General features: G+C 34.4%; 28 protein-coding genes and 1 tRNA gene. 13 read left to right on the forward strand and 16 right to left on the reverse strand.

Going from position 1 to position 23764, the window contains the following annotated elements; all coding sequences use genetic code 11:
* The first annotated feature begins 137 nt into the window (after nucleotides 1–137).
* Nucleotides 138–896: a V4R domain-containing protein gene (locus ACKI44_RS11705; RefSeq protein WP_407424605.1), complete on the forward strand. Its 759-nt coding sequence runs from the start codon at nucleotides 138–140 to the stop codon at nucleotides 894–896.
* 2 nt (nucleotides 897–898) lie between these two features.
* On the opposite strand, the gene cobI is transcribed toward ACKI44_RS11705, so the two are convergent.
* Complete coding sequence (gene cobI / locus ACKI44_RS11710) at nucleotides 899–1600, reverse strand: precorrin-2 C(20)-methyltransferase (protein WP_407424607.1); 702 nt, start codon at nucleotides 1598–1600, stop codon at nucleotides 899–901.
* Between the two features lie 76 nt (nucleotides 1601–1676).
* On the opposite strand from cobI, the gene ACKI44_RS11715 reads away from it, so the two are divergent.
* On the forward strand, nucleotides 1677–3506 hold the full coding sequence (locus ACKI44_RS11715) for a helicase C-terminal domain-containing protein (protein ID WP_407424609.1): 1830 nt from the start codon (nucleotides 1677–1679) through the stop codon (nucleotides 3504–3506).
* 54 nt (nucleotides 3507–3560) lie between these two features.
* Here ACKI44_RS11715 and ACKI44_RS11720 read toward each other — a convergent pair.
* From ACKI44_RS11720 to hpt, 8 genes are all read right to left on the reverse strand, one after another.
* Nucleotides 3561–3634, reverse strand: a tRNA-Arg gene (locus ACKI44_RS11720).
* 12 nt (nucleotides 3635–3646) lie between these two features.
* On the reverse strand, nucleotides 3647–4618 hold the full coding sequence (locus ACKI44_RS11725) for a topoisomerase IV (protein ID WP_407424611.1): 972 nt from the start codon (nucleotides 4616–4618) through the stop codon (nucleotides 3647–3649).
* A 10-nt stretch (nucleotides 4619–4628) separates the two neighbouring features.
* Nucleotides 4629–4940, reverse strand: coding sequence for a transcription factor S (locus ACKI44_RS11730; protein WP_303737479.1), 312 nt, complete (start codon nucleotides 4938–4940; stop codon nucleotides 4629–4631).
* 86 nt (nucleotides 4941–5026) lie between these two features.
* On the reverse strand, nucleotides 5027–5443 hold the full coding sequence (locus ACKI44_RS11735) for an NUDIX domain-containing protein (protein WP_407424613.1): 417 nt from the start codon (nucleotides 5441–5443) through the stop codon (nucleotides 5027–5029).
* Nucleotides 5444–5476: 33 nt separating this feature from the next.
* Complete coding sequence (locus ACKI44_RS11740) at nucleotides 5477–5752, reverse strand: DNA-directed RNA polymerase subunit L (RefSeq protein ID WP_407424615.1); 276 nt, start codon at nucleotides 5750–5752, stop codon at nucleotides 5477–5479.
* Between the two features lie 13 nt (nucleotides 5753–5765).
* Nucleotides 5766–6338 (reverse strand): exosome complex RNA-binding protein Csl4, encoded by a 573-nt coding sequence (locus ACKI44_RS11745; RefSeq protein ID WP_407424617.1) that lies wholly within the window; start codon nucleotides 6336–6338, stop codon nucleotides 5766–5768.
* A gap of 74 nt (nucleotides 6339–6412) precedes the next feature.
* Nucleotides 6413–7411, reverse strand: coding sequence for a diphthamide biosynthesis enzyme Dph2 (dph2, locus tag ACKI44_RS11750; RefSeq protein ID WP_407424619.1), 999 nt, complete (start codon nucleotides 7409–7411; stop codon nucleotides 6413–6415).
* Between the two features lies 1 nt (nucleotide 7412).
* The gene (hpt, locus tag ACKI44_RS11755; RefSeq protein WP_407424621.1) at nucleotides 7413–7982 is read right to left on the reverse strand and encodes a hypoxanthine/guanine phosphoribosyltransferase; all 570 of its coding nucleotides are present in this window, start codon (nucleotides 7980–7982) and stop codon (nucleotides 7413–7415) included.
* Between the two features lie 82 nt (nucleotides 7983–8064).
* Here hpt and ACKI44_RS11760 point away from each other — a divergent pair, with 82 nt between their 5' ends.
* The 7 genes from ACKI44_RS11760 to ACKI44_RS11790 all read left to right on the forward strand — a co-directional run bounded on the left by ACKI44_RS11760 (nucleotide 8065) and on the right by ACKI44_RS11790 (nucleotide 14512).
* Nucleotides 8065–9405 (forward strand): signal recognition particle protein Srp54, encoded by a 1341-nt coding sequence (locus ACKI44_RS11760; protein WP_407424623.1) that lies wholly within the window; start codon nucleotides 8065–8067, stop codon nucleotides 9403–9405.
* Nucleotides 9406–9412: 7 nt separating this feature from the next.
* The gene (locus ACKI44_RS11765; protein WP_407424625.1) at nucleotides 9413–10603 is read left to right on the forward strand and encodes a tRNA pseudouridine(54/55) synthase Pus10; all 1191 of its coding nucleotides are present in this window, start codon (nucleotides 9413–9415) and stop codon (nucleotides 10601–10603) included.
* A 9-nt stretch (nucleotides 10604–10612) separates the two neighbouring features.
* Nucleotides 10613–11080, forward strand: coding sequence for a cyclic pyranopterin monophosphate synthase MoaC (gene moaC / locus ACKI44_RS11770; RefSeq protein ID WP_407424627.1), 468 nt, complete (start codon nucleotides 10613–10615; stop codon nucleotides 11078–11080).
* Between the two features lie 97 nt (nucleotides 11081–11177).
* Entirely contained in the window at nucleotides 11178–11339 is a 162-nt protein-coding gene (locus tag ACKI44_RS11775; RefSeq protein ID WP_407424629.1) for a preprotein translocase subunit Sec61beta, read from the forward strand.
* A 49-nt stretch (nucleotides 11340–11388) separates the two neighbouring features.
* Nucleotides 11389–12213: an imidazole glycerol phosphate synthase subunit HisF gene (hisF, locus tag ACKI44_RS11780; protein WP_407424631.1), complete on the forward strand. Its 825-nt coding sequence runs from the start codon at nucleotides 11389–11391 to the stop codon at nucleotides 12211–12213.
* Nucleotides 12210–13112 (forward strand): DNA glycosylase, encoded by a 903-nt coding sequence (locus ACKI44_RS11785; RefSeq protein WP_407424633.1) that lies wholly within the window; start codon nucleotides 12210–12212, stop codon nucleotides 13110–13112. The genes hisF and ACKI44_RS11785 overlap by 4 nt, the downstream gene beginning before the upstream one ends.
* A gap of 23 nt (nucleotides 13113–13135) precedes the next feature.
* Nucleotides 13136–14512 (forward strand): MFS transporter, encoded by a 1377-nt coding sequence (locus ACKI44_RS11790; RefSeq protein WP_407424635.1) that lies wholly within the window; start codon nucleotides 13136–13138, stop codon nucleotides 14510–14512.
* Here ACKI44_RS11790 and ACKI44_RS11795 read toward each other — a convergent pair.
* A complete protein-coding gene (locus ACKI44_RS11795; RefSeq protein ID WP_407424637.1) occupies nucleotides 14496–14699 on the reverse strand; it encodes a MoaD/ThiS family protein in 204 nt (67 codons plus the stop codon). The two genes, ACKI44_RS11790 and ACKI44_RS11795, sit on opposite strands and share 17 nt — an antisense overlap.
* Before the next feature lie 230 nt (nucleotides 14700–14929).
* Between ACKI44_RS11795 and ACKI44_RS11800 the strand changes: the two genes are divergently transcribed.
* Entirely contained in the window at nucleotides 14930–15685 is a 756-nt protein-coding gene (locus ACKI44_RS11800) for a HesA/MoeB/ThiF family protein (protein WP_407424639.1), read from the forward strand.
* 5 nt (nucleotides 15686–15690) lie between these two features.
* On the opposite strand, the gene fdhD is transcribed toward ACKI44_RS11800, so the two are convergent.
* Together fdhD and ACKI44_RS11810 are read right to left on the reverse strand one after the other, a co-directional pair.
* Nucleotides 15691–16521: a formate dehydrogenase accessory sulfurtransferase FdhD gene (gene fdhD, locus ACKI44_RS11805; protein WP_407424641.1), complete on the reverse strand. Its 831-nt coding sequence runs from the start codon at nucleotides 16519–16521 to the stop codon at nucleotides 15691–15693.
* 124 nt (nucleotides 16522–16645) lie between these two features.
* The gene (locus tag ACKI44_RS11810; RefSeq protein ID WP_303737889.1) at nucleotides 16646–17077 is read right to left on the reverse strand and encodes a peptidylprolyl isomerase; all 432 of its coding nucleotides are present in this window, start codon (nucleotides 17075–17077) and stop codon (nucleotides 16646–16648) included.
* Nucleotides 17078–17156: 79 nt separating this feature from the next.
* Here ACKI44_RS11810 and ACKI44_RS11815 point away from each other — a divergent pair, with 79 nt between their 5' ends.
* Nucleotides 17157–18323 carry an acetylornithine transaminase gene (locus tag ACKI44_RS11815; protein WP_407424643.1) on the forward strand — a complete coding sequence of 389 codons (1167 nt, stop codon included), beginning with the start codon at nucleotides 17157–17159 and terminating at the stop codon, nucleotides 18321–18323.
* Here ACKI44_RS11815 and ACKI44_RS11820 read toward each other — a convergent pair.
* On the reverse strand, nucleotides 18320–18724 hold the full coding sequence (locus ACKI44_RS11820; RefSeq protein ID WP_407424645.1) for an NUDIX hydrolase: 405 nt from the start codon (nucleotides 18722–18724) through the stop codon (nucleotides 18320–18322). The genes ACKI44_RS11815 and ACKI44_RS11820 overlap by 4 nt on opposite strands.
* A gap of 130 nt (nucleotides 18725–18854) precedes the next feature.
* On the opposite strand from ACKI44_RS11820, the gene lysA reads away from it, so the two are divergent.
* On the forward strand, nucleotides 18855–20138 hold the full coding sequence (gene lysA, locus ACKI44_RS11825; protein ID WP_407424647.1) for a diaminopimelate decarboxylase: 1284 nt from the start codon (nucleotides 18855–18857) through the stop codon (nucleotides 20136–20138).
* Between the two features lie 9 nt (nucleotides 20139–20147).
* Entirely contained in the window at nucleotides 20148–21008 is an 861-nt protein-coding gene (gene dapF, locus ACKI44_RS11830) for a diaminopimelate epimerase (RefSeq protein WP_407424649.1), read from the forward strand.
* 17 nt (nucleotides 21009–21025) lie between these two features.
* Here the strand turns inward: dapF and ACKI44_RS11835 are convergent, their stop codons facing one another.
* The 3 genes from ACKI44_RS11835 to ACKI44_RS11845 all read right to left on the reverse strand — a co-directional run bounded on the left by ACKI44_RS11835 (nucleotide 21026) and on the right by ACKI44_RS11845 (nucleotide 23406).
* Nucleotides 21026–21610, reverse strand: coding sequence for a HemK2/MTQ2 family protein methyltransferase (locus ACKI44_RS11835; protein ID WP_407424656.1), 585 nt, complete (start codon nucleotides 21608–21610; stop codon nucleotides 21026–21028).
* Between the two features lie 46 nt (nucleotides 21611–21656).
* Entirely contained in the window at nucleotides 21657–22556 is a 900-nt protein-coding gene (gene rsmA / locus ACKI44_RS11840) for a 16S rRNA (adenine(1518)-N(6)/adenine(1519)-N(6))-dimethyltransferase RsmA (protein WP_407424651.1), read from the reverse strand.
* 112 nt (nucleotides 22557–22668) lie between these two features.
* Nucleotides 22669–23406: a DUF655 domain-containing protein gene (locus ACKI44_RS11845; RefSeq protein ID WP_407424653.1), complete on the reverse strand. Its 738-nt coding sequence runs from the start codon at nucleotides 23404–23406 to the stop codon at nucleotides 22669–22671.
* Nucleotides 23407–23764 lie beyond the last annotated feature (358 nt).

The raw sequence follows: 23764 nt of genomic DNA on the forward strand, positions 1-23764 counted from the left end.
TTGTTCGTTTTTGAAATTGAACAGTTAGAAATATTTTTTTAAATCTTTTTTTCACTTTAATCATTTTTCAAAAAATTATGTTCTTAGTTAAATATATTAACCTAAAAATCTAAATTAATTTTAAGAGGTGTAAATTAATGGGGGAAGATAAACCGATACAAATATTCTCAAGTCCCGAAAAAAATATAGGTGTAAATGTAGTTAAAAGTCCAGTAAAACTTACCATTTTAGAAATGTTAAGAAGCAGTGAAATGGAATTCGATGAAATTGTTTCTAATACTGGTAAATCAAAATCTACGGTTTCTGTACACTTAAAAAGATTAAGGGAAATGGGAATTGTATCATTTAAAATTCATCCTAATGATAATAGAAAAAAGATTTTTTATATTAATTCCAAATATTTGGGCTCTGTTAATCTTAAAGAACAAAAGGAGCTTGAAGAGACCCAAAAAGAATATTTGGTCAACAATATTATCAATGATAATGGAGATTTTACACTCTTATTATTCCATACATTAAGATCAATGCTTATTCAGGAAGGAATCAACATAGACCCGGTATTGCAGGCAACGGGAAACCAAATCGGAAAATCATTATTTGATTCCTTATATGATGAGGATTTAAACCAGTTCTTAACAAACATTGGAGAATTTTGGGAAAATCAGGGATTAGGCAGAGTCTCATTTGAAATTGGGGACATAATTAAAGTAACTTCTGTCGATTGTTTTGAATGCGGATTATTACCAAAAACAGGTAAACCTGCATGTTTTTTAGATACTGGTATTTTTGAAGCATTATTTAGCGAATACTTCAATTCACCGGTTAGTGTAATTGAAATTCAATGTTATACTATGGGTGACGGCAAATGTGTTTTCGAAATTGAACCATTAAACTAGACTCAGTCATCTAGTTTAATAATTGTTGTAGTTAGATAGGGTTTATCTTTTGAAAAACCTTCAATAACTTTTTCATTTTCACGGGTACAATTTTGAACGGAATAAATGTCGGTTGTACGTTTGTTATTTTCAATTTTTAATTCTAATTTACGCATATTTCTTGATGCTTTCATTAAAGCTATTGCATTACTGTGTTCTATTACCTCATCCAACCTATCATCGATTTTTGGAACAACAGATAAAATATCATTCTGTTCGACTAATGCTTCATTACGGGCAGCCGCACAGGCAGTAAATGCAGTAATTCCAGGAACAGTTTCAATTTCATAAGCTCCTTTCAATTTCTTTTGAACATATGAATAGGTACTGAAAATAGATGGATCTCCAAGTGTAATAAATGCAACGTCACGTCCGGTATCGAGATATTGTGCAATTAATTCAGAAGCGGATGTCCAGACTCTTTCAAGTTCCTCTTTATCTTCTATCATTGGAAATATTGGTTCTACCAACATTAATTTTTTGTAATCTTTTCTGCCTTCAATAACAGGTTTGACAATTGAAAATGCTATACTTTCTTTTTCTTTTGAGGATTTTGGTGAAAAAACGACTGGAACTGTTTCTAAGATTCTAACAGCTTTTAAAGTCAATAATTCAGTATCTCCAGGTCCAACACCAATTCCATATAATTTTCCTCTTTCGGCCATATTATCACTTATAAATATTTCTCGTCAAATGCTCTTATATAATTTATTTATACTATACATTACTAATATATTTTTGATGTCAAATTCTATGTTTTGTCCAAATTGTGGTATGCTTAAAAGCAATTGTATTTGTAATAATAAGAAATCTAGTGAAAAAAAGGCTTCTGCTAATTTATTTAGTTTTACAAAGCCAAGGTCATCTTCAATTTTAGATGATGAGATTCCAGAAGTCTATTCAATTGAAGACCATAAAATGCAGGTCAATAGATTTTTCGAACTTAAAGAGCAATACCCTAATATTGATGAGGATATAATTGAAAATTTCCCATTCTACGAACCTAGATTAGGCCAGTTTCAGATTATTCAGGATATTGATGATGCAATTAAGCAGGGCTATAAATATATCATTCTGGAAGCCGGAACAGGTACTGGTAAGTCAGCTATTGCTACAACACTTGCTAAAATGTACGGTTCCGCTTATATATTAACAATGACAAAACAGTTGCAGTCACAGTACAGCGACGAGTTTAAGTTCCCTTTGGTTAAAGGAAGATCCAATTTCTCATGTCTGCATGATGGACTTGATGTTACCTGTGATATGGGTGCCTGTAAGACTTCTCCAACATCAAGCAATTTCTTCTGTGCTTTCGGTGTTGCCAAAAACCCTACTTTGGACGCTGAGATGGCTTTTGAGGATTCCTTTGGGGGTGCTGTATTTTACCAGTCATGTGACCATTGTCATTACTGGGAGCAAAAGGCAAATGCAATCAACTCTCCGATTACTTTAATGAACTATGATTATGCGATAGCCGAATTGAATTACGTTAAGCATTTCGGTACTCGTTCACTTCTCATTCTGGACGAGGCCCATAATATCGAATCCAAATTAATGAATACGATGGAAGTCAATCTGTATAATCACCGTCTGGAAAAAGACATAAGCAAAGTCATTTCCAAAGAAACCCTCAATGACGGTGAACTTGAGGATTGGCTTATGGAAATAGCAGCCATCAGCGAGTCATATGAGGACATTGAAATTAAAGATTTGTCCAAAAATAAGGCAGATAGAATAAGATCCACTATTTCAAGACTCAAAACCCTTAAGAAAAACCTTGAAAGTGAACCTGAAAACTGGGTTATCGACACCAATGAAGCGGGTGTTTCATTCAAACCATTAAGAGTCCATCATTATGCTAAAGACAGTTTGCTTAAATATGGTGATGTTGTCATTTTCATGAGTGCAACGATTTTATCCAGCAATCTCTTTTCGAAATGGCTGGGTTTATCTCCGGATGAAGTCTATCATATTAAAGTGGACAGTCCGTTTTCTAAAGAAAAAAGACCTATTATTTTAAATACAGTTGGAAAAATGTCTAAAAATAGGATTAAAAAGACTGCACCTAAAACAATTCCGATTTTAAAAGAAATTCTTGAAAAACATAAGGATGAAAAAGGATTAATTCACACTAACAGCTATAAGTGCCAGCATTTCATCAATAATAATCTGATTAATTCAAGATTAATATCACATAATTCCGATAATCGTGAGGGAATCCTGAATTACTTTGAAAAAGATGAAAATCCATTAGTGTTAGTTTCTCCATCAATGAGTGAAGGTGTGGATTTGCCTTATGATAAATGCAGATTCCAGGTTATTTATAAAATTCCTTTCCCGTATCTTGGAGACAAACAGATTAACATGAGAAGAAAAACCGATCAAAAGTGGTATGCATATAAAACGGTAATGACATTAATGCAGGCATATGGTCGTGGTATGCGTGCAGAGGACGATTACTGTTACACATATATTCTGGATTCAGATATTAATATGGTGCTTAAAAGTCCGATTTACAGGTCTTTGGTTCCGGATTTCTTTAAGGAAGCTTTGGTTAGGGTAAAAAAATAGTTAATTTAGTTTCCATTAATCACCATATCTGTTAAATAATTTTAAAAAAAGTAGCGGACCTGGAGGGATTTGAACCCCCGATTTCAGGATCCGAAGTCCTGTGTCATTCCTGACTAGACCACAGGCCCAATATATAAATATTATTCTTTATTTTCTTTTAAATCTTCAACATCTGCAAAGATATCATCAATAGACTCGCCATCAAGTTGAGCTTGTTCATAGTCTTTTTCTTCAATTTCTTCTTTGATTAATCCTTTGTTATCTGGAGATTTTTCACGTGCAGGAGGGAGATTTTCAACATCTATTTCCTCCGGTTCTGAAGTTGATGGCTCTTCTGGTTTTTTCACGGTTTTAGAAAAAGAGTTTTTTAGATTGCTTTTAAGCTCATCCATGTCGAACTCACCGATTTTGTATGATTCTTTATCTAATGGAATGTTGCTTTTAGGAATAGTTGGTTTTTCGGGTTTATCTTCAACTTTTTTCAACTTTTCCTTTTCTTCATCATCATTCATTGATTCGAACATACTCTCAAATGGATTTTTAACATTCAATAGTTTAAATAATCCATAAATGATTAATAATGCTCCGATAATTATTAAAACAACAACTAAAAAGTTATTTTCACCGGAAACAACATTATCCACTATTCTATCAGTTCCGGAATTATAGACTACAACTGAAGCAACAATAAATATGATTCCTAAAATCAAACTAATGATAGCTAAAATCGGTTTTTCACCAATTTTCATGTTAACCATACTGTCAAAGTTATCATTAATTGTGTCTTCAAAGTCTGAAGGCTCATTAATTACCTGTGATTGACCGTCTATTTTTTCGTTAATATCAGTTTCAATAATGAAATTTTCATCAATTTCAGCTTCATCTTCTAGATTAATTACATTAGGAGAATCTTTACCCGGACGATAAATATACTCGTCATCGATTTCGTAATCCTCATGGGGTTCGTTTAAAAAGCGGATTAACTCTTCATCCTCTTCGATGTCGTCATATTCATCGATTTCTGATTTTTCTTCTAATTCTTCATCATTCATATGATCAAACATATTTTTCAAATTAGAAATTCTGTTTTCTTTATCTGGGGAATCTTTCATAATCGTCCTCTTAGTTGTAATTTCTCCATTTATGTCCGCATTTGGCACACTCAAATATCCTTGTAGGTGCTTCATCTGCACTACGGGTTTGTTTGAGTTCATAATATGCTCTGTCGTGACCGCATTCAGGACATATTTCGGTAATTTCTGATCTTAAATCTTCAGCCTCACCCATGTCAACAACACCCTGCTTTCCTTTTACTTCTTGTGAAACGGAATATTCGTTGTTGTCTGAAGATAAATCTTTTGTATATCCACATGAACATTTAAGTTTATTGTCATTAGGAAGTAACATTGCTCCACAATCTGGGCAAAATTCCATTTTATCAACCTCAATTTTTTTCTTTTATCTATTTTAAATTTTTATTTCAAATTATATAAAGTTATATTTTTCATTGATTATAATATTTACTTAACAATAGAATTTAGGCAATCATTTATAATTTTTTCATGGTCAAAAGCAAGATTTATTTTTTCCAAATCTTTTTTTGTAAAAATGGCTATATCACATGCATCATCTGCAGCTTTCATCTGGGCCATATCTCCTTTTGCAGTATAGGTAATGCTTACAGTGTGTCCTCTCGGGTCTCTTGAAGGATCGGAATACACTCCGACAAGTTTATTCAGTTTTACATGAATGCTGGTTTCTTCGAGAGCTTCTCTTGCTGCTGCATCTTCCACGCATTCGCCATAATCTACAAATCCTCCGGGCAATGCCCAGTAATCCTTATATGGTTCATTTTTACGTTTTATCAAAATAAAGTTTTCATCATCGTCAAAAATAAAAATATCTGTCGTTAAGCTGGGATTTTTATATTTTCCCATAAAAACCACACAAAAAAATAATAATTATTGAAGTTATAAATTTTCTTCAATAAGTTGTTTAAATGCTTCACTGTCTGCTTTAAGTTGTTCAGCAGCTTTTTTCAGTGCTTCTTTTGGATCTGCACCATTGGTTTTAATGGTCATTATTGGTTTGCCGGTAAGCGGGTGGTCAATGTTGTAAACTGCATATTCAACATTTTCGTCTTCCATTAAGATATGTCTAAGTGCATTGCATACTCCATGACTTTCATCTTCAATTTCAAATTCTATTTCATTTGCACTTTTATTGAGAATTCTGATATCATTCATATTATCTACCTGATTATTCATTTACATAGTTTATTGAAACTTTACGTTTTTCTTTTTTATTACATGAATTACATTGAACTTCATCTTTTTTCTGGGTGGTGTGCATATAATCTCTGCAACGGGTACACATTGCTTTTAGGACACCGCAATCTTTATCTACAGTACTTAAATCAACATTATCTCCAGTTATTTTAACTACTTTAGCCTGTACAATATCCCCTATTCTAAATGCATCGCTTAATTTTTCCAAATAATCTTTTTTGGCTTGGGATATGTGGATTGCACCCATATAAGGTAATGCTAAAGGTCTTGGATTATCTTTAATACAATCAATATTGATGTTTGCTCTTTGTGGCTTAATGTCGGTTATTTGACCGTATACTATATCGCCTTTCTTTAAAAGAGCAGGTTTTCCAAGTTTTGAGTCAACTGAGATAACTCTCTTTTTCTGGTTAATCTTGACATTTCCTAGTACTGATGATTTAATTTCTCCATCGTCATCATAAGTACCTTCTCCAGGTACATACTGTTCAATTATTCCTAATTTGTCTCCTGGCATTACAATTCGTTCTTCATTCTCGCCCATATTAAATCACCAAAGTAAGAAAAAATTTCATTAATATAATAATTTTATCAATGTTTATATTTAAATTTAGTGTACTATCTTCGTCTGAAGAGGATTTCATCCAACTGATAATTTTCCCATTCCCGTTTATTTAAAACAATTTCAAGTTCCTGTGGGGTTATAAGCGGTTTTTTATACATTTGGGAATCATCAATTGCTATTCTTGGACATGCAGTAACTATAAATGCATCTAAATCAAAGTATGGCAGCAGTACGTCGGGGTTAACATTGTCCACCATTATCAGATATCCTTCCATGCCGCTGTCCTTAAGCAGTTTCTTTATTTCTTTTGCAAGTTCAAGTCGGTACTGACCTTCTTTTGATGAGACTATAATTCCCCACTTTTTCGCTTCTCGCGCTTTTGTAATTCTTGCAAAGCGTATTCTTAAAATCCTGTCAGCGTATTCAGTCATTTCTCTTAATTCATTATTATATGGATCAAGGGCATAAACTGGCGATTTGGTAAATAAATAAATTCCCAATGGGTGGAAATTACCGCTTCCAATGAAGAGATAAACTTCAGCATCCAGATTCTTAATGGAAGAAAAGTTACAGCCTAAAACCTGACCTTTTCTTGTGCTTTTAGAAGAACCGAGTACAACTTCTTTTCCGTTGTCTTCAAGGAAATCCTTCATTTCATTCAATAAATGTAAATGTTGAGTTGTTGTAACCAATGCAACTCTTGAATAGTCTTTTAATGCTTCAAGACATTTTTTAAGGTCTTTTTTAACGTCAATATTGGCAAAGGCTTCTATAAATAGTGTAGGAATTTCATACCTTATCGGCAGCGGGGTGTGACCGAAATGAATGATTAAGTCAACTGAATCCTTCATTTTATAATCGCTAACATCGCAGGCTCCAAAACAGGGATCTCCTGAAATGATTACGTTAACATCACATTCCTCTTCAATTTCACGTGCAATGTTTACTGCCTGCATTTTAAGGCCTTCGGGAAACTGAAGCCCCACGGTCTTGAAATTTTTGGAATTGATTTTACGGATTGCTCTGTCCAAATCCATATTGTATAATGACATTTTAATCTTCAATTGTTTTTTCAATGACTACTTTTCCGTCAATGACGTCAAGTTTAACTATTGATAAAACGTCCATGCCGGTTTGCTTTTCGACAATTTCTTTTCCTTCGCCTTTTTCAATAACGGCAACGATTGATTTGATTTCCAAATCCAAATCTTTTAAGGTATCAATCAATGCTATTAATGTTCCTCCGGTACTTACAACATCATCAATGAGCAATATCTTTTCACCTGCATGCAAATCATTAATGAAAAGTTCTGAAGAGCCGTAACCTGTTTTTTGATGTACCTGATATTCACCTTCAAGGCCGTATTGTCTTTTACGGATTACAACAAAAGGTATGTCTGTTGCAAGGGATAATGCTGTAGCCAAATGAATTCCCATAGCTTCAACAGCCACAATTTTATCAACGTCCAGGTCTGCATATTTATGTACAGCCAAAGACAATTCTCTCAACATTTTAGGGTCCATTGCAGGAACACCGTCACTGATGGGATTTACAAAATAATTATAATCTCCTTTTTTAACAATTGGGGATGCTTCCAAAGATTTTTTTACTTCCTCTAACATAGTCTCACACAAAAATTTTAAAACTTAATATAAATATAAGTATATCATAATATAATTTATAAATTTATTTAAAAGTGATATCATGCTTGGAAATTTAGGAGAAAATCTCACTAATACGATGAAGAAATTAGTGGGAATGTCCGTTATTGATAAAAAAACAATAAAAGAAGTTGTTAAAGATATTCAACGTGCATTAATTCAATCTGATGTTAATATTGCTTTAGTTTTAGATTTATCCAAAAAAATTGAAGAAAGAGCTCTTGAGGAAGAACCTCCAAAGGGTATTACTCCAAGGGAACATGTTATAACAATTATTTATGAAGAAATGGTAAATCTCTTGGGCAGTGAAGCTGCAACCTTGGATATTAACGAAAGGCCTTATAAAATATTGTTCTTGGGGCTTCAGGGTAGTGGTAAGACAACCACCATTGGAAAATTATGTAGATACTTACAGAAAAAAGGTTTCAACCCTGCTGTTGTATGTACAGACACATGGAGACCTGCAGCTTATGAGCAATTAAGACAATTGACTGAAGAAATGGACGTCCCTCTTTATGGTGATCCGAATAATAAAAACGCATTGGAATTGGCTGAAAACGGGTTAAAGGAATTTAAAAATCGTAAAGTTATCATTTTCGATACTGCAGGTAGACATAAGGAAGAGTCTGATTTGATTGCAGAAATGGATGAATTGGACAATATCATTAATCCTACCGAAGCTATTCTCGTTATTGACGGAACAATCGGTCAGCAGGCTGGTGAACAGGCTAGAGCATTCTCACAGGCCACTGACATTGGTTCAATCATCATTACAAAACTTGACGGTTCAGCAAAAGGTGGGGGCGCATTGTCCGCTGTTGCAGAAACCGGAGCTCCGATTAAATTCATCGGTACAGGTGAGAGAATTGATGACTTTGAACTCTTTGATCCTGAAAGGTTTATTTCAAGACTGCTTGGAATGGGAGACATTAAAAGTTTAATAGAAAAGGCTGAAGAGAACATCGATGAGGATATTGCTGAAAAAACCATGAACAACATGCTTAAAGGTAAATTCACCCTTGTTGATATGAAAAATCAGTTTGATATGATGAATAAGATGGGTCCTATGCAGCAGGTATTGAACATGATTCCTGGAATGGGTAATAAGATTCCTAAAGAGGCATCAAAAATGACTGAAGAGAAAATTGAACTCTACAAGATTATGATGTCATCAATGACTCAGGAAGAGATGGAAAATCCTAAAATCATCAAACAGTCCAGAGTTCAAAGAATTGCTCGTGGTGCCGGTGTTGACGAATCAGAAGTTAAAGACCTTTTAAAATATTATAATAATACTAAAAAGACCATGAAAGGATTAGGAAAACGTGGTGGTCGTTTAGGCGGCGGTGCAATGAACCGTATGATGGGTCAATTCATGAGATAAGATTAACATGCAGCTATTGGAAGAAATCCTGGAAAAAACAGATGGTAAAATTTGTCCACATTGCCTTGGAAGAATGCTTTCAAAAAGCGTTGAAGGCAAAGACAATGTCTCAAGGGCGGAATCTCTGGACGTTGAATTGAAAGGCGAATGCATCATCTGCGGTAATATTTTTGATAAAATTGATGATGAATTGTTTGACAAGATTTATGATAAACTGGACTTTTTAAAAGTGGAATTCGATTCATTCGTTGTAGGCTCCAGAATTGATAAGGACCTTCAGAAACGTGATGAGGAGTTCATTAAAAGTTTGGATTTGGATGTCGAGCCGATTAAAAAAGAAATCAATAGAATAATCGGTAAAAGACTGGAAGAGGAACTTGAAAAGGAAGTCAATTTTGAAAAGCAGGACATCATCGTTAACGTTAATTTAATTAAGGAGCCGAAAGTCCGTGTTCAGATTAATCCGATTTTCATTGAAGGCAAATACAATAAGCTCATCCGTGGAATTCCTCAAACCAAATGGCCTTGCCGTAAATGCAGAGGCAGAGGATGTGAGGAATGTAATTTCACAGGAAAGCAGTATCCATGTTCAGTAGAAGAGTTAATTTCCGAGCATATTTTAAAGGCTACTGATGGATATGAAGCCAAATTCCATGGAGCGGGCAGAGAAGATATTGACGTATTGATGCTGGGCTCAGGAAGGCCTTTTGTACTTGAAATAAAAGAGCCTAAAATAAGAAAGATTGATTTGGAAAGCCTGGAAAAGGAAATCAATGAAATCAATCAGGGCAAAACTCAATATCATAATCTTAAATTTACACACAGAAACAGGAAAGCCGAAATCAAGGTATCATCTCCCGATGCATATAAGATTTATAAGGCATTGGTCGAATGTGAAGAGACCTATGATAAGGATAAATTGAATAGTTTATCTGAATTGGGAGAAATCCATCAGCAGACTCCGATAAGGGTTTCACACAGGCGTGCTGATAAGGTGCGTATAAAGCATGTTCTTGATTTGTCCTGTGAAGTAATTGATGATACTCATTTTGAAATGAAAATTAAAACCGAAGGCGGATTGTATATCAAGGAATTGATTTCAGGTGATGAAGGAAGATCACAGCCTAACGTAGCAGATACATTAGGCGTTAAAGCATTTTGCAAACAATTGGATGTTATAGAAGTAAGCGATAAATAAGGGGATAATATGGGTGATGAATTTACACATTTAACAGACAGTGGAGTACATATGGTTGAAGTTGGTGCAAAACCTGATCAAAAAAGAAGGGCAGTGGCTTCAGGTCAGATATTTTTAGATGAAAATACGGTTAAAATGATTCAGGCTGAAGAAATTAAGAAGGGTAATGTATTAACGACCGCTCAGATTGCAGCTATTCAGGCCGTTAAAAACACCTCATCAATTATTCCGTTATGTCATCCTCTAAATTTAACGGGCATTGAAGTGGATTTTGATGTCGAACCTACTGTAATTACCTGCACATGTGCTGTTAACACTTTAGGCAAAACCGGTGTTGAAATGGAAGCTATTACCGGTGTCAGTGTTGGTCTTTTAACTATTTGGGACATGGTTAAGGCTGTTGAAAAAGATGAGGATGGTCAGTATCCGGACACTAAAATCAGTGAAATTAAGGTCCTTAAAAAAGAAAAAATCTAATTTTTTCATAAAACCCTTCTGATTTTCAATAATATTATATACTATGAAAAAAATATTTATTTACAGTTATTTTAATTAATTAATTGAAGGAGATATTATGGCAAAAAAAGATAATAAGATTAGTATGCCTCAAACCGGTGCTGGTTTGGTAAGGTACTTTGATGAAGAAAGTGTTGGACCAAAACTTTCTCCTGAGCATGTTGTTGTTTTAACTATCATTTTAGCAATATTCTGTTTTGTTTTAAGATATTCAGCTTAATATTATTGTTTTTTAAAAACAATAACTACTTTTTTTATATTTGATATTTATGTTAACTAAAAGAATTATTCCTTGTCTCGACTGTGACTTGCAGGTTCCTGAAGGACGTGTTGTAAAAGGCGTTGAATTTAAAGAGATTAAATATGCAGGTAATCCTGTAGAACTTGCAACCCGCTATTATGAGGAAGGTGCTGACGAAGTAGTTGTATTAGATATTACTGCATCACATGAAAGACGTGCTACAATGGCTGATGTAATTGACAGACTGACTGAAAACGTATTCATGCCAATTTGTGTCGGTGGAGGAATAAGAAAAGTTGACGATTATATCAAAATGCTAAAGGCAGGAGCAGACAAATGCTCAACTAACACTGCAGCTATTAAAAACCCTGCTTTATTAACTGAAGCATCCAAAGTCGTCGGTTCACAGGCTGTAGTCATTGGGATTGACGCCAAAAGGCGATATGTCGACCATCCTGATGACGCTAAGGATAAAATAGTCATTGAAACTGACAAAGGATACTGCTGGTTTGACTGCAGTATTTACGGCGGACGTGAGTTTACAGGTATGGATGCAATAGCTTGGGCCTGTGAATGCCAGGATCGTGGTGCAGGTGAGATTCTTTTAACCAGTATGGATGGGGATGGAACCCAGGCAGGTTATGACATTGAACTTAATAAGGCCATTAATGACGCTGTTGATATTCCGGTCATTGCCAGTGGCGGTGTTGGAGAGCCTAAAGATATTTTGGATGTTTTTGAAAAGACTGATGTCAGTGCAGCTCTTGCAGCAAGTATTTTCCATTTCAATCAGTATTCAATCGGTGAAGTTAAAGAATACTTAAAAGAAAATAATGTGGCTGTCAGATTATGATAATTAAAGCTCCGATTGATTTGGAACTGACTCAGATTTCCGGTCAAACCTCACAGCCTCCATGGATTAACGTTAACGATTCTTACAGTGATTTGGTTTTTGTTGAAGATGAACCTTCTATTTTTAATGTTCGCCAGAACGGTTATTATATTGATTTTAGTTACACTGGAAATATAAGTGAAAATCAGGCTCTTGAAAAAGTCAAAAAAATCTATGATTTGGACTTTGATTTGGAGAAATTTTATCGATATCTAAGTGAATTTGATGAGTTAAAGGACATGTCTAAATTCTGCAATGGTTTAAGATTATTCTATGCTAAAGACCCTTTTGAATGCATTATATCATCAATTTGCTCTGCCAATAATTCAATTAAAAGGTGGACAAAGTCCGTAAGCGATATGAAAGTCAAATGGGGTCGAAATTTCAATAATTATTATTCTTTTCCTGATACTGATTCTTTTAATAATATTTTTTTAGATGGCGAAGAAGAACTTTTAAAATCCGGGGTTTGTAAAGATAATAACTTGAAAGCTTGTGGTGTTGGTTACAGAGCACCATATATGCGCAAGGCAAGTGAAATTTTTTCACTTGAAATGGACCTTTCGGAAATCTCAAAAATGTCTTATGACGAAGCATTTGAAACGATTTTAAAAGTTCCCGGTGTCGGACCTAAGGTTGCAGACTGCATTTTATTATACGGTTTTGGATTTAGGGAGGCATTTCCAAGTGACGTGTGGATTAAACGTATTGTTTCTCATTTGTACTTTGACGGAAAGGATATTAAGGTTGAAAAGGTTCGTGAATTCGGAATGGAAGAGTTCGGTGACTATGCAGGTTACGTTCAGCTATACATGTTTCATTATGCCAGAAAATCCGGCATGATGGAAAAATTAAAATAATTTCTGTTATATAAATTAATTCAATGGAAAAGAAAAATTTAATCCTTTTAATCTGTACGGTATTGTCATTTTTCACGGTTTTTGCAGTCAATGCAGTCATGGTTGTCGTTCCATCAATAGCCAGTGAATTTCATATGAGCAATATTGTTCAAAACTGGATAATAATTATCTTTTTACTTGTTGTTGCGGTATTATCCATTCCCGCAGGTCAGATTTCAGGTAAATTCGGCCTTAAAAAAGTTACAATATTGAGTATAATTCTGTTTATAATTATTTCCATTGTTACTGTAATGGTAACGTCTTCCTGGCAATTTTTAGCATGCCGTTTCATTCTGGGAATATCCCTGTCATTTATTAATGTAACGTCCATGGCGATGGTAGTATCTGCATTCGCTCCTGAAGAGAGAGGAAAGGCATTGGGAATCAATATCACGGGAGTTTATATAGGATTGTCATTATCTCCGGTTCTTGGAGGAATCTTGAATTACAATCTGGGATGGAAATCTGTAGTTTTATTCGGAGTTCCGTTCTTGTTTGTAATATTGGCACTGCTTTTAACAAAAATCGATGATGAATGGATAACCTTTGAAAACGTTCCTTTAGACATAAAAGGGTATTTTGCCTATGGGATTGGAATGGTACTTTTCATGTATGGCTTTACAATACTCAATACATTATCCGGAGTGGTATTGACCATTTTGGGAATAATAATTCTCATTGTATTTGGAGTTATAGAGCTTAAACAGTCTCATCCTTCATTTGATGTAAGATTTTTCAAAAACCGTAAGTTTTTATCATCCAATTTCGCTTCACTATGTGCTTATCTGGCAACTTTTGCAGTAACAACAATTCTAAACTATCATCTGCAGTATATCAAAGGATTTGATTCACAGTCAGCAGGTATGATCCTGCTTGTTGCACCATTGTGTCAGGTAGTGCTTGCCCCAATTGCAGGAAGACTCTCTGACAAGTTTGTTCCACAAATTCTGGCAGCTATCGGTATGGCTTTAGGTACAATTTCACTCTTTTTATTCTCATTTTTAGGAAGCGAAACGCCTCTTGAATTTTTAATCGTTTCGATGGTAATTTATGGTGTAGGGTTTGGTTTGTTCTCCCCTCCGAATACAAATGTCATAATGAGTTCGGTTCCTCCAAAAGACACTTCGGTTGCTTCAGCTGCTGTTGCAACAATGCGTACCGTTGGCCAGGCAATGAGTATGGGGATATTAACCTTGGTATTTGCTTTTGTTATGGGTGATGTTCCTATCATTGAGCAGTATTATCCACTGTTAATCAGCAGCTGTCAGATGACATGTCTGATTTGTGTGGTGTTATGTATTGCATCTGTTTTTGCTTCATTTGTGGGCATTAAATCCAATGATTCTAGCCCCCATAGATAATTTGGATCAATTTAATTTCATCACCGTCATTTATTACAGTTTCTTCTATTGCAAGTTCTCCATTTTGTTTTGCTACAACTGTCTGTGATGATAAGCCTAATTCTCTTAATAAGTCATTTATGGTGTAATTTTCCTGTGCTAATTCTCTTTTTTCATTTATATCTTTAAATTCTAGATTAAAACTCATTTATTCACCTTTAAATATTATAGTTAACAATTGTTATATTATATTTTTTACTTTAAATATTTTTTCAAAAAAACTATTTATACAATAAACTATACACTTATTTTATGGAAAAAATAACTATTGTTATATAGTTAAATTTTGAAGGGGTTCTGGATTTTTTCCATTATTTTAGATTAAAAAAATAAAATTGACATATTAATTTCGTGAATAATGTTTTAAGAGGTGAAAATTTGCCAACAAGGTATATAGGTGATGGATATTGGGAAATAATATCCAGACAAATGAGTGTTGTTACAAGAAGCGAACAGCAAAGGTTTAAGGATGCTAAAATTACAGTCATCGGTTGTGGCGGAATCGGTGGCGAAACTATTGAAATGCTGGCTAGAATGGGTATTGGAGAACTTGTTTTAGTCGATAAGGATGCCTTTGACTTATCAAATTTAAACAGACAGACATTGGCAGCCATTTCTGATTTGGGTCTTGTAAAAAGTGATGTGGCTAAAGAAAAGGTCAGATTAATCAACCCTTACGTTAAGGTTACAACTTTCAATGAACACGTTGATCAGAATAATATCTCAAAAGTCATTGGAGATTCGGATATCGTGATTGACGCATTGGATAATGTACTGACCCGTGTAATTGTTTCAAGGGAAGCTAAAAATAAAGGAATTCCTTATATTCACGGTGCAATTCATGGGACTATGGGTCAAATATCCGTTTTTTTACCTGATGGGGATGCGACTTACGAAAAAATGTTCAATCTACCTTCAGTAGGTAAGGAGTTAACGGATGATGTAATCGATGATTTAAAAAATGTAACATCTGGAGTTCCACCGGTTATAGGTCCTACTCCAAATTTAATTGGCTGTTTGGAAGCTTTTGAAGCCTTTAAAGTTATTACGGGTGTTGGAAAGGTTACTGCAGCTCCAAAAATTTTAACATTTGATTTATTGGATTTAAGTTCATTTTCATTAGATGAACTTTAAACCTTCTATTTTTCTAAGTTTACACGTTCAGGGGACGTGTAAACCGTAAATCTATTGTCTCGAACAAAACCGATCATTGTAATGTTTCCTGCATTTGCAACATCAATACCTGATGATGCCGGTGCAGCATTTGAAATAATTATTGGAATTCCAACCCTTATTACTTTTATCAGCATGTCTGCAGGCATTCTTCCACTATATGAAATGTAACATTTGGAAAAGTCATATCCCTCTTTTGATGCTGCTCCAATCACCTTATCAACTGCAACATGACGGCTTACATCTTCACGGATGATGATTTTATCTTCGTATTTCAATTGTGCAACATGTACTCCTGCTGTTTTTTGCCATATTTTAGCTTCATCTGTCAAATGTTTGATATCCTTAATGATTTGGGTTGCATTAATTTTTAAATCAGAGGTATTCTTTTCAATGCTTTTGAGTTCAGATCTTATGCCTCCAGCATTATCTGAGTTAACGCCCTGATATTCAAGCAATCTGCAAACACAGGCATGTTCACAGTTGCCTTTTCGCTCTTGAACTATCCCTTCCTGTTCCAAATCCTCTTCCGGGTCATGGTTAAGAGTTGTGGTAACCAAAATATTTGTTCCGTCGCATTTTATTGATTCAATGTCTGAATAATCTTTTATTAATCCTTCACCCAAACAGTAACCTATGGCAAAATCTTCTAAATCCTTTGGGTATGTTGTGAATTTTCGCGGAGGCAAATAATCAATGAACAGATAAGTATATTCGTCATCTACGCTATTTTCGATAATTGTTTCATATTCTCCGTTCTTCCATTGAATAACTTCACTTTCCCTAATGAATTCCATAATCATTCCTCTTATCAGTGTTTATAATTATTATATAACTATTGTTATATAAATATTTTTTAAAAAGATTTGTTTTGGAAGTATGGCAAATAATTAAAAAACGAGTAAAAGATAGTTAAGGTAACTATCTTTCTTCAACATAAACTTTATTCATTTTGTCTCCTTGCTGGATTGCATTAACCACGTCCTGGCCTTTAATAACTTGACCGAATACTGTGTGCACTCCATCTAAGTGAGGTTGTGGTGAGTGGGTAATAAAGAATTGGCTTCCACCGGTATCTTTACCTGCGTGTGCCATTGATAAAGCACCGGTTCCATGTTTGTGTGGGTTTCCTTCAGTTTCACATTTGATGGTGTAACCAGGTCCACCGGTTCCGTTTCCAACAGGACATCCACCTTGAATTACAAAGTCAGGGATAACTCTGTGGAAAGTTAATCCGTCGTAAAATCCGCTGTTAGCCAATTTTTCAAAGTTAGCTACAGTACCTGGAGCTTCGTTTGGGAATAATTCCAATTCGATATTTCCTTTATCAGTTTCAATAGTTGCGACTTTCATTTAATCACCTTTTATTAAATATATAAATATCACTATTAATATAATTATTATTTGATAAATAGTTTATGGAGTTTTTATCATGAATACAAAAGAACTTATAGAAATTGAAGATAATTATTTTATTAACACATTCACAAGACAACCAATCGTGCTTGATTATGGTGAAGGGGTCAAAGTATGGGATAAGGATGGCAATGAATACATTGACATGTTTGCAGGTATTGCAGTTAATGCTTTAGGCCACAATCATCCAAAACTTGTAAAAGCTATTCAGGAACAAGCTGAAAAGCTCATTCACATTTCAAGCATTTACTATAACGAACCTGCATTAATCTATGCTAAGAAATTAATCGAATTAACTAACTTCGACAGAATATTTTATGCAAACAGCGGTGCTGAAGCAAATGAGGGTGCCATTAAGCTTGCTGTAAAATACACCGGAAAAAGTGAAGTAATATCCACTGTCGAATCTTTCCATGGAAGAACAATAATGACACTTGCAGCAACCGGTCATGAACATTATCATGAACCATTCAAAGCAATTTTACCAAAAGGTTTCATTAACGTACCTTATAATGATATTGATGCAATTAAGGATGCAATTACAGAAAACACTGCAGCCATTATTGTTGAACCTGTTCAGGGTGAAGGCGGAGTCAACATCCCGGATATGGACTACCTTAAAGAGATTTCCAAAATCTGTAAGGAAAACAACATTGTTTTCATTATGGATGAAGTGCAGACTGGATTCGGCAGATGCGGAACTTTATTTGCTCATGAACTCTTTGATGTAAAACCTGACATAATGACAATGGCTAAAGGAATCGGAGGGGGAGTCCCAATGGGAGGAATCCTTGCAACAGAAGAAGTGGCCGGAGCATTTGTACCTGGTGATCATGGAACCACATTCGGTGGAGGACCATTAGTCTGTGCAGCAGCCAATGCAACTTTGGATGCTATCATAGATGATGATTTATTGGCCAATTCAAAAGAAATGGGTCAATACCTAAAAGATGAATTGGACAAAATAAAAGAAAATCATGACATTATCAAGGAAGTAAGAGGCTGCGGATTGATGGTTGGTATAGAATTGACTGAACCTGGAGCAGAATACGTTGATAAACTCCGCGAAAAAGGATTTTTAATCAACTGTACTGCAGATAAAGTCTTAAGGTTAGTTCCACCATTAATTATTAAAAAAGAAGAAATAGATCAATTTGTTAAAGCTTTAGATGAAACACTCTAAAGTCTTTCTTTTCTTTTTTCAATTATTTTTTCAAGTGATGAAGTTATATCCAATGCTTTAATTTCATCAACACTGGCCCACATCCTGTCGTCATGCTCATCGCTTATTTTTACTTCGCCTGTGATGTCTTTTGAATACATTATTAGCTGAACGGTTCTTTTGTGGGGATAGTCGTCCTGTACCGCTTCACAGAAGTCTCCAACTTTCACGTCCAATGCGGTTTCCTCTTTAACTTCACGAATTAACGCTTCATCAAAGAATTCGCCTTTTTCTATTTTTCCACCGGGCAATTCCCATTTGTGGGGGTTTGTTTTTGATTTTGGATGTCTTCTTAAAACTAAAATCTTTCCTTCACTGTTTTTCACAACACTTCTCATTGTCAGTCCGTATGGCTTTTCCATCATCTCACCTATTAATTAATTGTATTTTAACTTTTAATTATTTGTTGGCAATTCAATTTCCTTCACTACTTTTAAATATAATTCTATATATAACTATAATTATAATGAAACTTTTTTAGGAGTTTATATTATGGATTTAAATATTAAAGTCAACGATAAAAACCACTTGGATATTGGAGGCGCTGATGCAGTAGATATTGCAGAAGAATTCGGAACTCCAACTTATGTTATTGATGAAAACAGGATAAGAGAAAATTATAATAAATTTTATGGTGCATTCTCCAAATACTATCCTGATTTCAAAGTATTTTATGCATGTAAAGCTAACACCAATTTGGCTGTAATGAAAATATTGGAAAGTGAAGGATGCTGTATTGATGCAGTTTCTCCTGGTGAAGTATACACCGCTAAAAAATTAGGATTTGACGGTCAAAGAATCCTATTTACAGGTAATAACATTACTAACGATGAATTGAAATTCGTCCATGATGAAGGTGCAGTCCTAAACATTGATTCCGTTTCAGCACTTAAAAGATTGGCTAAAGTAGTTGATCCTGAAGGATTGAAAATTTCATTCAGGGTAAACCCTATGGTCGGTGCAGGACACCATGACCACTGTATCACTGGTGGAGTAATGAGTAAATTCGGTATTATGGACAATGAAGCTAGTGATGTTTATCAACAGGCAATAGACTTAGGATTCAATCCAATCGGTATGCACTCCCACATCGGTTCAGGAATTTTAGACCCGGAACCATTCAAATTGGCTGTTGAATCAACCATGGACATTGCAGGTAAAGTTCACGAAGATACTGGAATTGACTTTGAATTTGTTGATTTTGGTGGAGGTGTCGGTGTTCCTTACACTCCTGAAGAAAATGTTGTTGATTTGGATAAATTTGCAGAAGTCAACATTGGTTTATTTAAAGAAAAATTAGAAGAGTATGACATGGGCTCACCTACAATGTATCTTGAACCAGGTAGATTTTTGGTTGCTGATGCATGTGTCTTATTGGTTACTGTTAACAGTGTAAAACAAAGCTACAGAAAATTCATCGGTGTAGACGGCGGTTTCCACACACTCTTAAGACCGGCTATGTATGATTCATATCACCACATTGTCGATGCAAGCAGAATGGACGCTCCTAATACTCAGGAAGTTGACATTGCAGGTAATGTATGTGAATCAGGAGATCTTTTTGCACGTGACAGACCGATGCCTGATGTTGAAGAAGGAGACGTATTGGGAATATTGAATGCAGGAGCATATGGATTTACAATGTCTTCAAACTACAATTCAAGACCTTTATCTTCAGAAATATTGGTAACTGACGGTGAATGTCAGGTTGTCCGTGAAAGACAGACCTTTGAAGATTTATACGCCCATCAGATTATTCCTGATCATTTAAAATAAGTGATAGTTATGCTTGATTTAAAAGGATTAAAATTTTCAAAAATGCATGGTATAGGTAATGACTTTCCCATTATCGATGAATCCAAAGGGGAAGTAATTCCTGAAGCTGATAAACCGGAAGCATGCAGAATATTATGCCACAGAAACTTCGGTGTAGGCGGAGACGGAGTGCTCTTTGTAGAACCGTCCGACATTGCAGATATAGGATACAGAATGTTCAATCCTGATGGAAGCGAAGCTGAAATGTGTGGTAACGGTATAAGATGCTTTGGTGATTTTGTCTACAGGAAAGGCATTTTAAAACAGGAAAAAATGACTGTTGAGACAAGAGCCGGGATTAAAACCATAGAAATAACTTTAGAAAATGATGAACCTGTTTTATTTAAAGTAAATATGGGTACATCAACATTTAAAACTCCTGAAATTCCAATGACCAGTGATGAGGACGAATTTGTTGACGGTGAGCTTGAAGTATTGGACACCAAATTCAATGTCACGGCAATAAGTGTCGGCAATCCTCATGCAATCATTTTCGTTGACGACGTTGATGCGGTTGACATTAATAAATACGGTCCGGCCATTGAAGCACATGAGGTTTTTCCTGAAAAAATCAATGTGCACTTTGTTGAAGTCATAAGCAGAAATGAAGGAAAAATGATTACCTGGGAACGTGGTGCCGGCGTTACTCTTGCATGCGGTACCGGTGCAACTTCAACTGCCATTTCCGGTTATAAATTAGGATTATTTGATGATGAAATTCTTCTTCATTTGCCTGGCGGAGACCTGAACTTCGAAATCTATGAGGAAGATGGCGAGTTAGGCGCATTCATGAAAGGTCCTGCTAAACTTGTTTTTGATGGAGAATTCTAATTATTCTCCTTTTTTAATTATATTAAATATCCGTTTATCAATACTATATCTTCAAAGAAATAGTGCTCTTTTTTTGCAATTTCCGCTATAAAACCAAGGTCATCCAATCGGTTTAATGTTTCATCATTGTCTGAAAGTGAAGACTGTATCAGCTGCACAATTCCACCATCATTTAAATGATTTTTCACTTCATTTAAAAAAAGATCAATAACTTTCCTTCCATTTAATCCACCGTCAAACGCATAATTTAAATCACCATCAATAATATCATCAGAATCGGTAGGAAGATATGGAGTATTAAATAAAATTACATCAAACTTTTCATTTTTCACGGGTTCAAAGAGGTCGCCGAACTCAAGCCTTATGGTGTCAATATTGTTGAGCTTGAAGTTTTTTTCAGCAAGTTCAAGAGCATTGTAGTTGATGTCAGTTGCTGTAACGTCATCTGTGAGTAAACTTGCATACATAGAAACAAGACCTGATCCAGTTCCTATTTCAAGAACACTTTGCCCTTCTTTGATTTCAAGGTTTTCAGCCAATAGAAAAGTGTCATCTGAAGGAATGTAAACCATTTCATCTGTTTCTATTTCAAATTTTCCCATTTTCATAATAATCCTCAGTAATATAATATTTCAATTTAATTATGCTTTATTTAAGATGATCTTTCAATAAGATTGACAGTTCCATAATGCTTTCTGGAGATAGGTTGATTGTTCTCTCTAGAAGCAGTTCTTTCACTTTAGGATTTTCATCCTCTAAGTTGTTAAGTATGCCTTTCAATTCTTTCTTGTCTTTAAAGCCAATTATGTGTCTTGAATCAATAAGTGCATTTTTTGATTTTTTATTTCTGTGCTGGAACAATGCCTTAACGACTTTTGAATATACTTTGTATGTCTCATCATCTATTTCAAATTCTTCATCATCGATTTTTATGGATTTGATGTCTTTTGGCTTTAATTGGACAACAGATGAATCTACCTTTGGAGATGGTATGAATGATTCTGGAGAGACCTTTGTTAGGAACTTGACATCTGCTTTGAAGTATAGCATGGCAGAAAGTCTTGAATATTGTTTTGTTCCTACCTTTCCGTTCATCCTGTCTGCAAATTCCTTTTGATACATTAGGACTGCAAGGTCAAAGTTAGATTCTAGGAATTTGAAGCTGATCGGTGAAGATATTTGATATGGAAGATTTGATACAATCTTGTTGAACTCTGGAAAATCCACCTTCACTGCATCGCCGTTGATGAGTTCCACATTGTCTATACCTTCATTTTCCAAACGTTTCTGCAGTATATTAAAAATAGTTGTGTCCTGTTCGATGGCTATTACTTTTTTTGCCTTTTTGGCAAGTTCAATTGTAAGTGTACCTATTCCAGGGCCAATTTCAAGGACTGTGTCCTCTTTTGTAAGCTTTGCATATTCGATGATTTTCTTTCTTTTGAAATCATCTATAAGGTAATTTTGACCTAAATTCTTATTCAATATAATCCCATTTTCATTTAAGATCTGTTTGGTTTCTTTAGCCAAGGATATTTTTTCAGTCAATCAATCACCTTTCGAGCCTTAAAATAGTAGTTTGTCTTGTTGAAATAATATTAAAAAATAAAAATAAAAAAAGAGAAATGAGTTTAACTCTATTTAAGAGTTTTACTCAAGATTATTCTTTGCTTTCAGTTTTAGGCTTGTTTTGAGGTTTCTTACCTTTATTGTTAGGTCTTCTTCCTCTTCCCCTATTGTTTCTACCTTTGCCTCTGCCTTTGCTGTATTTCTTTCTTTTGTTGGCAGGGTGTCTGGAAGGAACTTGGGTAAACATATAATATTTGCTTTTACCTCTTTTTACTGTAGTGGTATCAAGTTCTAGCCTAACTCTTTTTGCAAGCATATCCACAGGGTCTCCAAGAAGAGGAACTCTTTCCTTCAAGTCTTCAAAGTTTTTGAAAGGTTCCTTTTCACGCTCTTCCAAAATCATTTGAGTGTGCTTTTTACCGATACCTGGGATTAGCTCTAATTTATGCATTTTGATATTGAGAGAATCGATTTCATTGAAGAATTTTATATAGATGTCTTCCTTTTCGGATATGATTTCTTTTATTGCATATTCCAATTCGATTCTACTGGTTGCAGTTAAGTTTTCAAAGTCTAATAATCCTTTCACTCTATTTACTTTATCCCTTTTTCCAGATCCTATATAGACTTTGTCATGAATATCTAAATCAATACCTTCTTTAGGTGTAACTTCGATTAATGTGAATTTGTCTACTCCAATAGCTTGTGCAATAGGTTTGCCATGAGCATTTGGTCTTTCCGGATTTACGTACCCAAATTTAAGATAATCTAAAATTATAACATATTCTTCTTTTTTTGGAGTAGGATTATCAATGTTTGGATTATCCATATTTTCACCTCTTACTATAATTGTTTATTAGTCAGTAAATTAATTAGTGTCAATTAGTATTTGTCCTCAGTAATTGCCCATTAATAATTTCCCTTCAATTTTTTATAAATTTTATTTTACTTTTTGTAAATTTAATATAATATTAGTATATTTTTACTTTATTAATATTTATAATTTTTTTATTTTTTAATAAAAATAGTTTAAAAAATAGATAAAAAATGGAAAAAAAAGAAGTTAATAAAAAAATAGAATAAAAAATGATTTTTTAAAAAAAGTTAATTAAAAAATAGTTATTTAAAAAAAATTTTAAAAGTAGTAAAAATTGTTTAAAAAAAGTAAATCTGCTTTGAAGAATAAA

Source organism: Methanobrevibacter sp. (genome assembly GCF_045646205.1).
GTDB lineage: Archaea > Methanobacteriota > Methanobacteria > Methanobacteriales > Methanobacteriaceae > Methanocatella.

Excerpts from the sequence above, each read along its gene's own strand:
- ACKI44_RS11705 (WP_407424605.1), top strand. The coding sequence starts at position 138 with ATGGGGGAAGATAAACCGATACAAATATTCTCAAGTCCCGAAAAAAAT.
- cobI (WP_407424607.1), bottom strand. The coding sequence starts at position 1,600 with ATGGCCGAAAGAGGAAAATTATATGGAATTGGTGTTGGACCTGGAGAT.
- ACKI44_RS11715 (WP_407424609.1), top strand. The coding sequence starts at position 1,677 with ATGTCAAATTCTATGTTTTGTCCAAATTGTGGTATGCTTAAAAGCAAT.
- ACKI44_RS11725 (WP_407424611.1), bottom strand. The coding sequence starts at position 4,618 with ATGAAAGATTCCCCAGATAAAGAAAACAGAATTTCTAATTTGAAAAAT.
- ACKI44_RS11730 (WP_303737479.1), bottom strand. The coding sequence starts at position 4,940 with ATGGAATTTTGCCCAGATTGTGGAGCAATGTTACTTCCTAATGACAAT.
- ACKI44_RS11735 (WP_407424613.1), bottom strand. The coding sequence starts at position 5,443 with ATGGGAAAATATAAAAATCCCAGCTTAACGACAGATATTTTTATTTTT.
- ACKI44_RS11740 (WP_407424615.1), bottom strand. The coding sequence starts at position 5,752 with ATGAATGATATCAGAATTCTCAATAAAAGTGCAAATGAAATAGAATTT.
- ACKI44_RS11745 (WP_407424617.1), bottom strand. The coding sequence starts at position 6,338 with ATGGGCGAGAATGAAGAACGAATTGTAATGCCAGGAGACAAATTAGGA.
- dph2 (WP_407424619.1), bottom strand. The coding sequence starts at position 7,411 with ATGTCATTATACAATATGGATTTGGACAGAGCAATCCGTAAAATCAAT.
- hpt (WP_407424621.1), bottom strand. The coding sequence starts at position 7,982 with ATGTTAGAGGAAGTAAAAAAATCTTTGGAAGCATCCCCAATTGTTAAA.
- ACKI44_RS11760 (WP_407424623.1), top strand. The coding sequence starts at position 8,065 with ATGCTTGGAAATTTAGGAGAAAATCTCACTAATACGATGAAGAAATTA.
- ACKI44_RS11765 (WP_407424625.1), top strand. The coding sequence starts at position 9,413 with ATGCAGCTATTGGAAGAAATCCTGGAAAAAACAGATGGTAAAATTTGT.
- moaC (WP_407424627.1), top strand. The coding sequence starts at position 10,613 with ATGGGTGATGAATTTACACATTTAACAGACAGTGGAGTACATATGGTT.
- ACKI44_RS11775 (WP_407424629.1), top strand. The coding sequence starts at position 11,178 with ATGGCAAAAAAAGATAATAAGATTAGTATGCCTCAAACCGGTGCTGGT.
- hisF (WP_407424631.1), top strand. The coding sequence starts at position 11,389 with ATGTTAACTAAAAGAATTATTCCTTGTCTCGACTGTGACTTGCAGGTT.
- ACKI44_RS11785 (WP_407424633.1), top strand. The coding sequence starts at position 12,210 with ATGATAATTAAAGCTCCGATTGATTTGGAACTGACTCAGATTTCCGGT.
- ACKI44_RS11790 (WP_407424635.1), top strand. The coding sequence starts at position 13,136 with ATGGAAAAGAAAAATTTAATCCTTTTAATCTGTACGGTATTGTCATTT.
- ACKI44_RS11795 (WP_407424637.1), bottom strand. The coding sequence starts at position 14,699 with ATGAGTTTTAATCTAGAATTTAAAGATATAAATGAAAAAAGAGAATTA.
- fdhD (WP_407424641.1), bottom strand. The coding sequence starts at position 16,521 with ATGGAATTCATTAGGGAAAGTGAAGTTATTCAATGGAAGAACGGAGAA.
- ACKI44_RS11810 (WP_303737889.1), bottom strand. The coding sequence starts at position 17,077 with ATGAAAGTCGCAACTATTGAAACTGATAAAGGAAATATCGAATTGGAA.
- ACKI44_RS11815 (WP_407424643.1), top strand. The coding sequence starts at position 17,157 with ATGAATACAAAAGAACTTATAGAAATTGAAGATAATTATTTTATTAAC.
- ACKI44_RS11820 (WP_407424645.1), bottom strand. The coding sequence starts at position 18,724 with ATGGAAAAGCCATACGGACTGACAATGAGAAGTGTTGTGAAAAACAGT.
- lysA (WP_407424647.1), top strand. The coding sequence starts at position 18,855 with ATGGATTTAAATATTAAAGTCAACGATAAAAACCACTTGGATATTGGA.
- dapF (WP_407424649.1), top strand. The coding sequence starts at position 20,148 with ATGCTTGATTTAAAAGGATTAAAATTTTCAAAAATGCATGGTATAGGT.
- ACKI44_RS11835 (WP_407424656.1), bottom strand. The coding sequence starts at position 21,610 with ATGGGAAAATTTGAAATAGAAACAGATGAAATGGTTTACATTCCTTCA.
- ACKI44_RS11845 (WP_407424653.1), bottom strand. The coding sequence starts at position 23,406 with ATGGATAATCCAAACATTGATAATCCTACTCCAAAAAAAGAAGAATAT.